Annotated in this window: 11 protein-coding genes; 7 read left to right on the top strand and 4 right to left on the bottom strand. The window is 60.3% G+C overall.

Annotation, left to right across the window (positions count from 1 at the left end; all coding sequences use genetic code 11):
• Positions 1 to 13 precede the first annotated feature (13 nt).
• On the bottom strand, positions 14 to 1,345 hold the full coding sequence (locus BS300_RS15155; RefSeq protein ID WP_071913730.1) for an aspartate aminotransferase family protein: 1,332 nt from the start codon (positions 1,343 to 1,345) through the stop codon (positions 14 to 16).
• A 186-nt stretch (positions 1,346 to 1,531) separates the two neighbouring features.
• Between BS300_RS15155 and BS300_RS15150 the strand changes: the two genes are divergently transcribed.
• The 6 genes from BS300_RS15150 (at position 1,532) to BS300_RS15130 (ending at position 8,009) form a co-directional block, all read left to right on the top strand.
• The gene (locus BS300_RS15150) at positions 1,532 to 2,074 is read left to right on the top strand and encodes a cupin domain-containing protein (protein WP_041209486.1); all 543 of its coding nucleotides are present in this window, start codon (positions 1,532 to 1,534) and stop codon (positions 2,072 to 2,074) included.
• 124 nt (positions 2,075 to 2,198) lie between these two features.
• A complete protein-coding gene (locus tag BS300_RS15145) occupies positions 2,199 to 3,695 on the top strand; it encodes an aldehyde dehydrogenase (protein WP_043850693.1) in 1,497 nt (498 codons plus the stop codon).
• A 125-nt stretch (positions 3,696 to 3,820) separates the two neighbouring features.
• Positions 3,821 to 3,991, top strand: coding sequence for a hypothetical protein (locus tag BS300_RS21380; protein WP_005341999.1), 171 nt, complete (start codon positions 3,821 to 3,823; stop codon positions 3,989 to 3,991).
• A 113-nt stretch (positions 3,992 to 4,104) separates the two neighbouring features.
• Positions 4,105 to 5,007, top strand: a complete 903-nt coding sequence (rarD, locus tag BS300_RS15140; protein ID WP_071913728.1) for an EamA family transporter RarD — start codon at positions 4,105 to 4,107, stop codon at positions 5,005 to 5,007.
• Positions 5,008 to 5,149: 142 nt separating this feature from the next.
• Entirely contained in the window at positions 5,150 to 6,769 is a 1,620-nt protein-coding gene (locus BS300_RS15135; RefSeq protein ID WP_071913726.1) for a methyl-accepting chemotaxis protein, read from the top strand.
• A gap of 130 nt (positions 6,770 to 6,899) precedes the next feature.
• On the top strand, positions 6,900 to 8,009 hold the full coding sequence (locus BS300_RS15130; RefSeq protein ID WP_192849751.1) for a YeeE/YedE thiosulfate transporter family protein: 1,110 nt from the start codon (positions 6,900 to 6,902) through the stop codon (positions 8,007 to 8,009).
• Between the two features lie 129 nt (positions 8,010 to 8,138).
• Here BS300_RS15130 and mgtA read toward each other — a convergent pair whose 3' ends face one another.
• Positions 8,139 to 10,901: a magnesium-translocating P-type ATPase gene (mgtA, locus tag BS300_RS15125; protein WP_071913724.1), complete on the bottom strand. Its 2,763-nt coding sequence runs from the start codon at positions 10,899 to 10,901 to the stop codon at positions 8,139 to 8,141.
• Positions 10,902 to 11,339: 438 nt separating this feature from the next.
• On the opposite strand from mgtA, the gene BS300_RS15120 reads away from it, so the two are divergent.
• Positions 11,340 to 11,642, top strand: a complete 303-nt coding sequence (locus tag BS300_RS15120; protein WP_071913722.1) for a hypothetical protein — start codon at positions 11,340 to 11,342, stop codon at positions 11,640 to 11,642.
• A gap of 373 nt (positions 11,643 to 12,015) precedes the next feature.
• On the opposite strand, the gene ompA is transcribed toward BS300_RS15120, so the two are convergent.
• Positions 12,016 to 13,107, bottom strand: coding sequence for a porin OmpA (gene ompA / locus BS300_RS15115; RefSeq protein WP_071913720.1), 1,092 nt, complete (start codon positions 13,105 to 13,107; stop codon positions 12,016 to 12,018).
• Between the two features lie 232 nt (positions 13,108 to 13,339).
• A complete protein-coding gene (gene ilvA, locus BS300_RS15110; RefSeq protein ID WP_071913718.1) occupies positions 13,340 to 14,860 on the bottom strand; it encodes a threonine ammonia-lyase, biosynthetic in 1,521 nt (506 codons plus the stop codon).
• Between the last annotated feature and the right edge of the window lie 3 nt (positions 14,861 to 14,863).

Below are 14,863 nucleotides of genomic sequence, written 5' to 3'. Positions count from 1 at the left end.
GCCATCAAATGGGTTAGGGTTGTGCCTGCAGCGCATCCTGCAGCAGGGTGAAGAGATCGTCGATCTGGCTGCGCTCGATGATGAGGGGTGGCGACAGGGCGATGATATCGCCGGTCACCCGGATCAATGCCCCCTTCTCGAAGCAGCGGACAAACACCTCATAGGCGCGCTTGCCCGGCGCATCCGGCATGGACTCCAGCTCGATACCCGCCACCAGCCCGTAGTTGCGCACATCCTTCACATGCTTGCAGCCCTTCAGCGAATGGGCCGCCTCCTCCCAGTAGCCCGCCAGATCGGCAGCGCGGCTGAGCAGGTTCTCGTTGCGATAGATTTCGAGGGTCGCCAGACCCGCAGCCGCAGCCACAGGATGACCGGAGTAGGTGTAGCCGTGGAACAGCTCGATGGCCCCCTTGCCTGCCGCCATCATGTCGTCATAAATGTGCTTCTGCACCAGCACCGCGCCCATGGGGATAGCGCCGTTGGTCAGCCCCTTGGCGCAGGTGATCATGTCGGGGATGACATCGAACTCCTGCGCGGCGAAGGGGGAACCGAGGCGGCCGAAACCGGTGATCACCTCGTCAAAAATCAGCAGGATGCCGTGTTTGGTGCAGATCTCCCGCAGCCGCTTGAGGTAGCCTTTGGGGGGCATCAGCACGCCGGTACTGCCAGCGATGGGCTCGACGATCACCGCCGCGATATTGCTGGCATCGTGCAGAAAGACGATCTTCTCCAGCTCGTCGGCCAGCGCCACATCCTCCTCGGGCAACCCTTTGGTGAAGGCGTTTTTGGCGATGTTGAGGGTATGGGGCAGATGATCCACCCCGGTCAGCAGGGAGCCGAACCACTTGCGGTTGCCGGGAATGCCCCCCACCGAGATACCGCCAAAACCGACCCCGTGATAGCCACGCTCGCGGCCAATCAGCCGGGTACGGGTGCCCTGACCGCGAGCCCGCTGCCAAGCCAGCGCGATTTTGAGCGCGGTATCGACCGACTCGGAGCCGGAGTTGGTGTAGAAGATGTGGCCAAACCCCTTGGGAGCGATCTCCACCAGCTTGTTGGCCAGCTCGAACGGCAGCGGGTGGCCCATCTGGAAAGTAGGGGCAAAATCGAGGTGGGAAATCTGCTGGGAGACCGCCTCGGCAATCTCGCGCCGACCATGGCCCGCGTTGCAACACCAGAGTCCGGCAGTGCCATCCAGTATCTTGCGGCCATCCTCTGAGTGATAATACATCCCCTCCGCCGACTTCAGGATGCGCGGCGCCGCCTTGAACTGCTGGTTGGCGGTGAACGGCATCCAGAAGGCGGACATGTCGGAGGGGGTATTGATGTCGCTGATCGGTTTCATGGTCACCTCATCCTTAAGGTGTTTAGCAACTATCGGCCATTGCCTATTAAATTAAACACCTGAATCCTTAAAAAAGGGCTCATTATGGCCCTATCTGATCTCACCCCAACTAGCTGTGCTAAACGGGGTGGTATAAGATATTTAACACAAATTTAATAATAGTAAACAGTCAAGGAGTGTCTATCGATGGATATCGGCCACCGCCTCAAGGCGGTTCGCACCAAAGCCGGCCTCTCCCAGCGCGAGCTGGCCAAACGCTCCGGCGTAACCAACGGATTCATCTCCCAGATCGAGAAAAATCAGGTGAGCCCGTCGGTTGCCTCCCTGCGCAAGGTGCTGGAAGGGATCCCCATGTCGCTGGCCAGCTTCTTTACCGACGAGACCGAAATGGACTCCGAAGTGGTCTTTCGCGCCGCCGATATGCCGGATCTCGGCACCCATCCCATCAGTTACCGACTGGTAGGCCACAGCCGTGCCAACCGCGCCATCGGCATGATGCAGGAGATCCTGCCTGCCGGAGCCGACACCGGTGACGACATGCTGAGCCACGAGGGTGAAGAGTGCGGCATCGTCATCAAGGGCGAGGTTGAGGTGACCGTCGGCGAGCAGATCTACCTGCTGACGCCGGGCGATGGCTACTACTTCGACAGCCGAACCCCCCACCGTTTTCGCAACGTGGGCGAGCAGGAGTGCGTGCTGATTTCAGCCAATACTCCCGCCAGTTTCTAACTGACTGGCATCGGTTAAAAACAGCCCAATGTTTAATGAATTGTTACAAAATGGATTTACAAGCGGCAGGATGTTTAGCATATTGATACGCGGATAGTGACTTTTGCCGGTTCAAGGAGTGAACATGAGTGACCTGACCCTGGCCCAGTGGCAACACAAGGCCTCCCACCTGACCCTGCCCTCGCAAGCCTTTATCGATGGCAGCTATCGGGATGCCATCAATGGCGCCACCTTCGACTGCATCAACCCGGCCAACGGCAAGCTGCTGACCAAAGTGGCCGCCTGCGACGCCGCCGATGCCGAGTTGGCGGTACAGGCCGCTCGTGCCGCATTCGATGATAAACGCTGGAGCGGCCTGCCACCGAAACAGCGCAAGCAGATCATGCAGCGCTTCGCCGAACTGATGCGCCTCAACAAACTGGAGCTGGCGCTGCTGGAGTCGCTGGACATGGGCAAACCTATCGGCGATGCCATGGGCTATGACGCTCCGGCCGCTGCCAACTGCATCGCCTGGAACGCCGAAGCGATCGACAAGATTTACGATCAGGTCGCACCGGTCGAGGAATCGGCACTGGCGCTGGTAACCCGCGAACCACTCGGGGTGGTCGCCGCCATCGTGCCGTGGAACTTCCCGCTGGTGATGGCCTGCTGGAAGCTGGGCCCGGCGCTCGCCACCGGCAACTCGGTGATCCTCAAGCCTTCCGAAAAGTCCCCCCTGACCGCCCTGCGCATCGCGGGTCTGGCCAAGGAGGCGGGTATTCCCGACGGCGTATTCAACGTGCTGCCCGGCTTTGGCCATACCGTAGGCGAGGCGCTGGCCATGCACATGGATGTGGATTGCATCACCTTCACCGGTTCCACCAAAATCGGCAAGCATCTGGTGGAGTGCTCTGGCAAGTCCAACCTCAAGCGCGCCTTTATGGAGTGCGGCGGCAAGAGCCCCAACATCATTCTGGCTGACGTGCCCGATCTGGACGCTGCCGCCAGAAGCGCCGCAGGTGCCATCTTCTACAACCAGGGCGAGGTATGTACCGCCGCCTCCCGGCTGCTGGTGCAAAACAGCATCAAGCCGCAATTTATGGAGCGACTGCTGGCCCATGCCCGCGAGTGGATCTCGGCCAACCCGCTCGACCCCGCTACCCGCATCGGCGCCATGGTGGATCACATCCAGATGGAGCAGGTGCTGCGCTATATCGAAATTGGCAAACAGGAGGGGGCCAAGCTGCTGCTGGGGGGCAACCGCACCAACACAGTGAGCGGCGGCTTCTATATCGAACCCACTATTTTCGATGAAGTCACTCCGCAGATGCGTATCTTCCGCGAGGAGATCTTCGGCCCGGTGCTGGCTGTGACCGGCTTCGATACGCTGGAGGAGGCTATCGCGCTCGGCAACGATACTGACTACGGACTGGCCGCGGCAATCTGGACGGCGGATCTCAACAAGGCGGTCAAGGGCTCACGCGCCCTGCGCGCCGGCACCGTCTTCGTCAACAACTGGGATGGCGGCGACATGACCATGCCGTTTGGCGGCTTCAAACAGTCCGGCAACGGTCGCGACAAGTCGCTGCACGCGCTGGAGAAATATACCGAGCTGAAAAGTACCTGGATCCAGCTCGAATAAGGGGATAAACAGCCATCATCATCAGCTAGGGGGGAGAAATCCCCCCTTTTGCATTTCGGTCTTCCATCAGGCGGCACAATCGATATAATCATCAAATAAGCAAGCCATTAAATATAAAGACAAAAATGCTATTTTTTCTGGGAAGTGTCCTGTTTCTGGTGATCGGTTTGCCCCTGCTCTTCTTCGTGCTGGGGCACGGCGAGGCCTACGTGACCTGGGGCCCCTGGATCTCCGCTATCGCCCTGATGCTGTGGCTGTTGATGGATGTGGACAAGATCCGCCGCGGTAAAGGCTGATCCCCCTCCTCCCCCAGACTTCGCTTTATTCGCTTCTTTCCCCGCACAAGGATCGCTACACTGATTTCTTGCGATGTTTTTCCAACATCTGCACTCCAGTGAAGGCTATCTGCATGTCGCAACAGACCCAGCGCGAGGGGATCATCTACGCCCTGAGCGCCTATACCCTATGGGGCATAGCCCCGATCTATTTCAAAACCATTGCCGCCGTGCCGGCCATCGAGATCCTCACCCACAGGGTGATCTGGTCCTGCGCCCTGCTGATGGTACTGGTACTGCTGGGCCGCCAGTGGCACAAGGTGCAGGCGGTGCTGCGTCGGCCGAAAGTGCTGCTTACCCTCGCCTTTACCTCCTTCACGGTGGGGGGCAACTGGCTGCTCTTCATCTGGGCCATCAACAATGGCCATATGCTGGATGCCAGCCTCGGCTACTACATCAATCCGCTGTTCAACGTGCTGCTGGGTATGTTGTTCCTGAGCGAGAAGCTGCGCCGCCTGCAGTGGTGGGCGGTCGCCCTCGCCTTTATCGGGGTGGCAATCCAGCTCATCGCCTTCGGCTCCCTGCCCTGGATCGCGCTGGTGCTGGCCTCGAGCTTTGCTCTGTATGGTCTGGTGCGCAAAAAGCTGGCCCTCGATGCACTCACCGGCCTGCTGCTGGAGACACTCATCATGCTGCCAGCGGCCGCCTTCTACCTGTGGGGCATCGCCGACAGCCCGACCAGCCACATGACGGAGAACGGCTGGCAGCTCAACCTGCTGCTGATCGCCGCCGGCGCCGTCACCACGGCTCCACTGCTCTGCTTCACCGCGGCGGCCACCCGGCTCAAGCTCTCCACCCTGGGTTTCTTCCAGTACATAGGCCCCAGCATGATGTTCATCCTGGCCGTCACCCTTTACGGTGAGGCGCTGGCAATGGACAAGCTCATCACCTTCGCCTGCATCTGGAGCGCGCTGGTGATTTTTACGCTGGATGGGCTGCGCAGCGGCAACACCAAGTCTGCACCGACCAAAGAGTAAACCCTGTCATCCTGCCCCGGCCGTCGTGCCGGGGCAAACCTCGGCAGCAGAACTTTTCTCATCATCTCACGCCAGTCACGATTGAATCACCTTCCTGATAATGACGCTATGCTATCCATGGACAACACCGCATGGAGGCATCATGTTCAGGCAAATTCACGACCGTTCACTGCTCTTTAGCCAGCTGCTTGGGGTGCTGGTCATTATCGTACTGATATCAATCAGTTTTTTTGGTCTCTATTCGCTCAGGAGTGCAGCCGACCAGATGGGACAAGGCAAGGACGTGGTCGCCGACATCCTGCCACCTCCGCTCTACCTCATCGAATCCCAACTGCAGGTCTATACCCTGCTCCATGCCAAACCGGAGGAGCGGGAGGGGTTGCTACAGACTCTCGCTCGCCTGCAAAAGGAGTTCGAAGAGCGCAACCGCTTCTGGCAGGAGAGCAACCTGAACGAGCCACTCAAGCTGCTGCTATTGGGGGAACAGAAACAGCAGGGGGAGCTGTTCTGGCAACTGCTCAATACGCAATTTGTACCCGCAATCAAGACAGGCGATTTGGTACAGGCGGGTGCCATCGCCGCACGCCTGCGAACCCTCTATAACGCCCACCGGATCGGAGTGGATGCCACCGTCATCAGCGGCAACCAGTATGCCGCCGAGCAGATGGCCCATCTCGCCAGTACAACCCGGCTCTGCTATGGCTTGTTGCTGTGCGCTGCTCTGCTGGGCGGCGGACTCATCTTCTGGCTGGGGCGCCCCACCCAGCAGCGACTGATGGCCGCCGGCAAGGCCACCGCCGCCATTGCCGAAGGGGAATTGAACCGTCCCATGCCGGAACCTGGCCTCGATGCCATCGGCGAGCTAATCCGCCAGATCGGAACCATGCGCGATCAGCTTGCCACCCTGGTCGAGTCGCTGCAGCGCAGCGCCAGCACTCTCGATGATCGTGCCACCAACCTGACGTCGATGGCACAACGGTACACCGATGACAGCCAGGCGCAGGTCGGGGCAGCTCAACATATCGAACAGGCTATCGAACAGCTCACTCACTCCATTGAGCAGGCGGGTAACCAACTCCATCAAGTGGGGGAGCGAACCCTCCAGTCAGCCGAGCGGGCACAAGAAGCATCGCGCGCCATGCGCACCGTGGAGCAGGTGATCGATGAGCAAGCCACTGGAGTAAAGCGGGTATCCAGCACCATTTCAGATCTGGCTGGCCTTTCGCAGCAGATTGCCGGGCTGGCTGGCGCCATTCACGATATTGCGGAGCAGACCAATCTGCTGGCGCTCAACGCCGCGATTGAAGCAGCCCGGGCAGGCGAACAGGGGCGCGGTTTTGCCGTCGTGGCCGATGAAGTCCGCTCGCTGGCGACCCGCACCGGCAGCGCCACTACCGAGATCAATACCATCATCGGCAAGATCCAGGATGTCAGCCAGCGCGCCGCCAACGAGATGGATACCGAACTGGCCCGGGTCGAACAGGCAGTCACCCACGCGGTGACAGCACGCCAGAGCGTCGCCCAGATAGAACAGAGCTGCGAGGAGGTCAATCAGCGCATCGCTCAGGTCGATCAACTGATAGGCGATGAAACCCGGCTTGTGCAGGGGATCCATCATCAGGTTAGCGAACTGTCCCGACTGGCAACCGAGGTAAATCAAAACGCCAGCCACGCCGCCGAAGAGGCGACCATGGTGGCCCAGCATGCCCGCATCCTGACCAAACAGACCCGTCATTTCCATCTCGACACCCTGCAGCACTGAATCACCCGGCCGGCCATAGTCGAGCGACTCCACCACCCATCTTTTCAATCACTGGCAAAATGGGTGGTGTTGGGCTCCATGAGGGAATAGGATCCGCCCCTTCAATAACCAACTACAAGGATCAACTGGCATGAATCGAAAATGGTCGCTCCCCATCGTGGCAATCGCGGGGGGAGCGTTACTCTGGCTCGGCAACACCTTTGGTATGAAATGGGCTCTGATGGCCCTGATCGGATTTGGCTTCGGCTTCACCCTCTCCTTCAGCCGCTTCGGCATCGTGTTCGGTTGGCGCGAGATGCTGACCAAGCGCAACAGCTACTATGTGCGGGTTCACCTGCTCACCATCGCCATCGAAATTCTGCTGTTCACCACCTTCCTCTCCTTTAGCCACGCCCTGTTTGGCGATGCCATGGTGGGTAACGTGATGGCTATCGGCATTCCTTTCATCGTCGGTGCCTTCCTGTTCGGCATCGGCATGCAGCTGGCTGGCGTCTGTGCCACCGGTACTCTTTATTGCTGCGGCGAGGGGCAACCCCGCTTCTGGCTGGTGCTGATCTGCTACGGCATCGGCACCCTCATCAGCAACCAGTTCCGCCCCGAACTGGAGGCCACCTTCTCCAGCCATGTAGTGCTGGCCAAGGACCTGACCGGCAATATCTGGAGCGGCATGCTGCTCAACCTGGCGCTGGTCGCCGCGCTGTTCCTGCTGTTTCGCAACAGCGAACTCAAGCGCACCGGCGAGCTCAAGCCCCTCTTCAGCGGCGGCAACCTGTTCTGGCGCGATGGCCGCTTCACCGTGCTGACCGGCGGCATCATCATCGCCATACTCAACTCCACTGTCGTCGCCCTGCACGGCTCGGCCTGGACCATCACAGGCGCCGTCTATGACATGGCGCTGCGCGGCGCCTCCCTGTTCGGCCTGTTCGAGGGCAACCCCAAGCTGGCCCAGCCACTCTTCATCAACCCCATGGTCGGCATGTTCTGGCTCGGCATTCTGGGGGCCATGCTGGCACGTTGCATCAGCGGTGGCGGCAACTTCGCCCCGATGCGGATCGGCAACAGTCTGGCATCCATCCTCGGCGGCCTGCTGATGGGGATGGGCGCCATGTACAGCGCCTGCAACCTCGGCGGCTTCTTCGACGGCACCGCCTCAGGCAGCCTGCACGGCTGGGTCTGGATGCTGATGGCCCTCGCTGGCAGCCTGATCGGCATCCGCCTGCGCCCGCTGTTCAAGCTCTGAGTCACAGACCTTTACTCGCCAACAAGGGAGTCGGGTCACACCAAATAGAGAGAGCCAGTCCGCTTGCGCGGGCTGGCTCTCTTTTTTCTGTCGCGCCGGGATCACACCGGCCCGTCAGCTAGCACGTCATCAGAACCACTGGCCGTGGCGCTTGATGTAGATGGTCTTGACGGTCTGGGTCAGCCCCATGTAGGCCAGCATGGTGATCACCAGCCACATGAAGTACTTGGGCCCATCCAGAGTGATGAAGCCGAAGTGCTCAGCCACAGGCGAGAAGGGCAGGTAGCAGCCGATGGCAATGGCGATCGAGGTGGAGAGCAGTACCGGCAGGGTAGCGGTACTCTGCAGGAACGGGATCTTGCGGGTACGCAGCATATGTACCACCAGCGTCTGCGACACCAGCCCCTCGATAAACCAGCCGGAGTTCATGATGGCCTGACCGTTGACCAGCGGATCCATGCTGCCGTTGGCGGTGGTATAGAGGGCACCGGCACCGAACACGAACCACATCAGGCAGTAGGTGCTGATATCGAACACCGACGAGGTCGGGCCAAGCCACAGCATAAAGCGCTTGATGTTGCTCGCCTCCCACTTGCGCGGCCGCTTGAGGAACTCGGGGTCCATCTTGTCCCACGGCAGCAGCATCTGGGAGACGTCATACACCAGATTCTGGATCAGCATCTGCATCGCCAGCATGGGTGCCCAGGGCAGCCAGGCGGAGGCGACCAGCACCGAGAAGACGTTGCCGAAGTTGGAGCTGGCGGTCATGTTGAGGTACTTGAGGATGTTGCCAAAGGTCTCGCGCCCCTTGATCACCCCCTCCTCCAGCACCATCAGGCTCTTCTCCAGCAGGATGATGTCGGCAGTCTCCTTGGCGATGTCGGCACCGCTGTCCACCGAGATCCCCACGTCCGCATCCCGCAGCGCCGGTGCATCGTTGATGCCGTCACCAAGGAAACCGACGGTATTGCCGTTGGCCTGTAGCGCCTTCACCACCCGCGACTTCTGCAGCGGGGTGAGCTTGGCGAAGATGGTGGTCTGTTTGACCGCTTCGCACAGCGCCACGTCGTCCATCCCTTCGATATCCTTGCCGAGCAGCGGCACGCCGGGCTCCAACCCCACATCACGACACACCTTGCTGGTGATGATGGGGTTGTCACCGGTCAGCACCTTGACCGCCACGCCATAGTCGTTCAGCGCGCGGATGGCTGGTGCAGCCGAATCCTTGGGCGGATCGAAGAAGGTGAGGAAGCCGCGCACCACCAGATTGACCTCGTCACTGGTGCGATAGCTCTGCTTGTGCTCGCCCGCCGGGATCTCGCGGGTTGCCACGATCAGCACCCGATACCCCTCGGCGTTGAACTCCTCGCTCTGGCGCAGCAGGGCACGGCGATCGGCGTCGGTCAGTGCGCGGATCTCCTTGCCATCGGCGATATGGCCGGAGACGGCCAGCATCTCTTCGACCGCCCCCTTGGAGACCATCAGCTGCTGGCCCAGATCGTCCTGCACAATGACTGACAGGCGACGGCGCACGAAGTCGAACGGCAGCTCGTCCACCTTGCCATAGTTGGTCGGCTTGCAGCTCTCACCCAGAGCATCGGCGTGTTCGATCACCGCGATATCCATCAGGTTCTTCATGCCGCTCTGATGAAAGCTGTTGAGCCAGGCCAGCTGCAGGATCCGGTCGTCCCGATTGCCACGCACGTCGTAGTGGTGCTCGAGAATGATCTTGTCCTGGGTCAGGGTGCCGGTCTTGTCGGTGCAGAGCACGTCCATGGCACCAAAGTTCTGCACCGAGTTGAGCCGCTTCACCACCACCTTGCGCTTGGCCATCGCCACCGCGCCCCGCGCCAGATTGGCGGAGACGATCATCGGCAGCATCTCGGGGGTGAGTCCCACCGCCACCGCCAGCGCGAAGGTAAGTGCCGACATCCAGTCGCCACTGCTGATGCCGTTGAGCATAAAGACGATGGGCACCATCACCAGCATGAAGCGGATCAGCAGCCTGGTGACGCTGTTTACGCCGCGATCGAAGCTGGTCTCGATGCGCTTGTGACTCACCACATTGCGGGCCAGCGAACCGAAGTAGGTATCACTGCCGGTGGCCACCACCACAGCACGGGCTGTACCGCTCACCACGTTGGTACCCATAAAGCAGATGTTGGGCAGATCGAGCATGCCGACATCGCCAGCACCGGAGCCTTCCGCCGACTTGCCGGCCACAGCGCCCAGAGTGTCGTACTTCTCGACCGGCAGTGCTTCGCCGGTCAGCACAGCCTGGCTGATGAAGAGATCGCGGGATTCGATCAGCTTGATGTCAGCCGGGATCATGTCCCCCGCCTGCAGGTGCACAATGTCACCGACCACCAGCTCGGTCATCGCCACCTCCTTGCGCTGGGGTGTCGCCCCCGGCGAGGGACGGCGCTGCACGGTGGCGGTATTGCGTACCAGTGACTTGAGCGCCTCGGCCGCCTTGGCGGAGCGATACTCCTGCCAGAAACGGAGCAGGCCGCTCAGGCTGACCATCACGCCGAGGATAATCACTTTGACCCAATCCTCGTCACCCGGCTCGGCCATCAGTACATCCATGACGTAGCTGACCAGACCCAGCGCGATCAGCACCATTACAAAGGGGTTCTTGAACGCCTGCAGCAGCTGGATCAGCGCATGGGGCGGCTTGTCGTGATTCACCTCGTTGAGACCGAACTCGGCCAGCCGATTGGCTGCCTCGGTCGCGGTCAGACCGTCGATGTTGCTGCGCACGGCGGTGAGGGTGTACTCGAGGGATTTGTCGGCCTCGTCGAGCACCCGGGAGGGGATTTTCTCTCTCTGCGTACCCGGCGCAACAAAGCCCTTCTGCTTGTGCCGGCTGGCGGTATGTTGTTGTTTCATGACTATTTATCCTGATTTTTACGCACAGGCGGGCCCCGTCGCGGGCCTGGCCTGACGTCAGTGCTGATATCAAAGGCTGTGAACCCAACACGCTACCGATGCGCTCAATCGCCGCGCACGGGGCGGCCCGTCAGACAAATGTCTGCCGTCGCGCTAACCAGCATGGTTGGGTCAGATCAGGGGTCAGGACACCGCATCCCGTCCCCGCTGGGGGATCAGGAGTGGGGAGGCGTGGACCCCGAGGGTCGAGGTTTGGGCTCTTCGGTCATCGGTTTTCCTCCGAGTTTGCCAGGGCGCATACCGGATACGGGTATCCGCCAGCAGTGCCAGTAAGTGATAACGAAAATCAGGATAACAATTGCGAACTACAAGATAATTGCGCGAGTCAAATAATGTCAGGCGTGTTTCATTTGGCCATTCACAGAAAAGTGACAGGCCATGAAATATATTTCAGCGGAAAATCAAAACCACCAAATATATATTTCACACACATCCAAGATATATTTGTTCGCAACCACGCCTATCGAAAACAGAGCCGTTTTCAATATGGTGGAATTCATCTTGTTCTTCGACGCCCGCTCGCGCTCCGGCTGCACAACGGCCAGTCAGATGCTGCTCGACGGCAACACGGACTTGCGGCGCAACAGGGGCGACGATGAAGCGTACGATTACATGATTCGCGAGGCGGTGCGGCTCGCAGATGAGCGGAACAATCCGGTTTGCAACGACAAACCCTGTTAAAACGGGGCCTTGGCTGTTGCGGGAGTCAGTGGTGACTCATTGAAATGCTGCACTCTAATGCTACGTTCGAGCAATCAGAGTGAGGAGGAAAAGAGAGAATATTCGGCCTCAGCTCTGGTAAACCCGCATCGCAATTTGCAATCGGCTACAACTGTCGCAGTCCATAATATTCATCCATCTGTTGATAACACGCAGGGATTCTAACCAAAAGGCTCTGCGGGAGCAAAGTTTAAATCGATATTTTTTCATCTATTTATTTACCTCCCATATCACCGATATTTTCCATATCGAAAATATTCGCTGATTCATTGCCTTGCACGACCTGTTGTCCATAAAAAAACGGGAGGCCAGGCCTCCCGCTTTTCTTGTCATCTTATTGAGCCGGATGGGAAACCCCTTCCAGATGGACTTCGACCCGGCGATCCGGTGCCAGACAGGCGATCAGCGCCTGTTTGGAGTGGCTGGCACAGCTGTTGCCAGTCACCGGATTGGCCTTGCCACGCCCCTCGACCCGAACCTTGTCGGCATAGAGTCCCTTGGCCACCAGATAGCTGGCCACGCTCTGGGCCCGCTTCTCGGAGAGGGCGAGGTTGTAATTGTCGGAACCGATTCGGTCGGTGTAGCCGATCACCGTTGCCACCCCGTCCTTCGGATTGGCTGCCACGATCTGGCTGAACAGAGCGTCGAGCGCCTCGCTGGCGGCCGGCTTGAGGGTCGCCTTGTTGAACTCGAACAGCACGTCGGAGCTCAGGCTGAACTCCTTGGGTGCTACCACCACGGCCGGAGCCGGCGCGGCAACTACCGGAGCTGGAGCCGGGGCGGCCTCCCCTTGCTGGCCGAAACGATAGAGCATGCCGAACGCCAGCAAGCCGTTGTCCAGCTCGATGCCTGAACGATCGATGGAGGTGTCGCCCAGCGGGGTGGTGTATTGGTACTCCAGCCGCGCCGCCCAGTTCTGGTCGATGGTGTACTCGGCCCCCAGCGCCCCGACAAAGGCGGCGCCATGTTTCTTGCCGGTGGCACTGCCTGCTGCACCACTGATCTTGCTGTCGGCCCAGGCATAGCCGCCACCCAGACGACCATAGAGATCAAGAGTGCTGGTCGCCGGGAAGCTGATCTTCATGGTGGCCTGCACCAGCTGGCTCTTCACCTCGCCATCGAGTGCCGTCGCCCCGCTGCCGCCGCTCATCTTGTACTTCCCGAGCCAGTCGTAGCCCAGTTCAAAACCGAGGTTGGGATTGAGCTGGTAACCGGCGAATGCACCCAGCCCCAGATCGTTCTTGTCCTCGCTGTTGTTGCCTACAGCATTGAAGTCACTGGCGATATCCTGGTTTTTATCTACACCGTAGTAGTTGGACCAACCGGCCTTGCCACCGGCATACCAGGTGTTGTCCTGAGCAGCCGCCTGCACGGCGCCCGCAGCCAGCAATCCGCCGACCAACACGGCAAGCATCGATTTATTCATGTTCAGCCTCTGCAATAAGTCGTTTAGGCGCCTGAATGCGCACTCTCCCTGTGTGAAGCCGTCAGGCGGCCTCGCCGCATTCAGGTTATCCCATCCGCAGGCAGCCTCAAATGACCAAGCCATCAGGAGTGTGAGCTTGCCTGCAATATCTGCGCTAAAAACAGCCAGTTAGCGGCCTGCCAATAAAAAAGGGAGGCCGACGCCTCCCTCCTTCTTTATCGCGATCACGCCATCAACTGGCCAGAAACAGCCGGTAGGCGGGGTCGTCGCTCACCTCTTTCCAGCCGTAGCCAATCTCGTGCAGGTAGTCGTGGAAGGCGGCCACGTCCTCGTCCGGCAGCTCGAAGGCGCAGAGCACCCGGCCATAGTCGGCACCGTGGTTGCGGTAGTGGAACAGGCTGATGTTCCAGCGACAGCCGAGGGTCTCGAGGAAGCGCATTAGGGCGCCCGGCTGCTCCGGAAACTTGAAGCTATAGAGCCGTTCACCGAGGGGCCGGGCCGGGCGGCCGCCAATCATGTAACGCACGTGGTTCTTGGCCAGCTCGCTCTCGGTCATGTTGACCACCGGGTAGCCGTTGCCGCCGAGCTGATCGATGATCTGGCCGAGCTCTTCGTCACCACCGGTGAGGCGCACCGAGACGAACAGCGACGCCTGCTCGGCATCGGCGTAGCGATAGTTGAACTCGGTCACCATGCGGGGGCCGAGCTGACGGCAGAAGTCGAGGAAGGCCCCCTTGCGCTCGGGAATAGTCACCGCCAGCATGCCCTCGCGCTTCTCGCCAATCTCGCAGCGCTCCGACACGTAGCGCAGGCTGTGGAAGTTGACGTTGGCGCCGGAGAGAATGGCCGCCATCCGCCCCCCTTTGACCTGCTCCCGCTCGCTGTAGGCTTTCAGACCCGCCAGCGACAACGCCCCCGACGGCTCGGCAATAGCGCGGCAGTCGTCGAAGATGTCTTTCAGCGCGGCACAGATCTGGTCGTTGGAGACTGTCACCACCTCGTCCAGATACTGGTTGCACAGGCGGAAGGTCTCCTCGCCGATGCGCTTGACCGCCACCCCGTCCGCAAACAGCGAGACCCGCTCCAGATTGACCGGCTCGCCGGCCGCCAGCGCGGCCTTGAGGCAGGCGGAGCCCTCCGCCTCCACCCCGATCACCTTCACATCCGGCAGCAGCTGCTTGATATAGACCGCCACCCCGGCTGCCAACCCGCCACCGCCCACCGGTACAAAGACGTGAGTGAGGTGGGTATCCTGCTCCAACAGCTCCTTGCCGATAGTGCCCTGCCCGGCGATCACCTCGACGTCGTCAAACGGCGGGATCAGGGTGTAGCCCTCCAGCTCGGAGAGGCGGCGACTCTCGCCATAAGCCTCATCGAAGCTGTTGCCAAACAGCATGACGTTGCCGCCCTGACGACGTACCGCGTCGATCTTGATGTCCGGCGTGGTCTTGGGCATCACGATGATCGCCTTGATGCCGAGCTTGGCGGCCGACAGAGCGACCCCCTGCGCGTGGTTGCCGGCAGAGGCGGCAATGACGCCGCGCGCCTTCTGCTCCTCGGTCAGGGTAGCGATCTTGTGGTAGGCACCGCGCAGCTTGAAGGAGTGGACCGGTTGCAGATCCTCTCGCTTCAGGCTGACGTGATTGCCGAGCCGCTCGGAGAGTTTCTTCAGGGTTTGCAAGGGGGTGACTCGCGCCGCCTCATAGACGGGTGAGAGCAGCACCTTGCGTAGATAATCAGCCGCAGAGACCATGGT

Source organism: Aeromonas sp. SCS5, assembly GCF_001887375.1.
Lineage (GTDB): Bacteria > Pseudomonadota > Gammaproteobacteria > Enterobacterales > Aeromonadaceae > Aeromonas > Aeromonas jandaei.
Note: the sequence above shows the minus strand (reverse complement) of the source record. Positions and strands in the feature narration are given on the sequence as shown.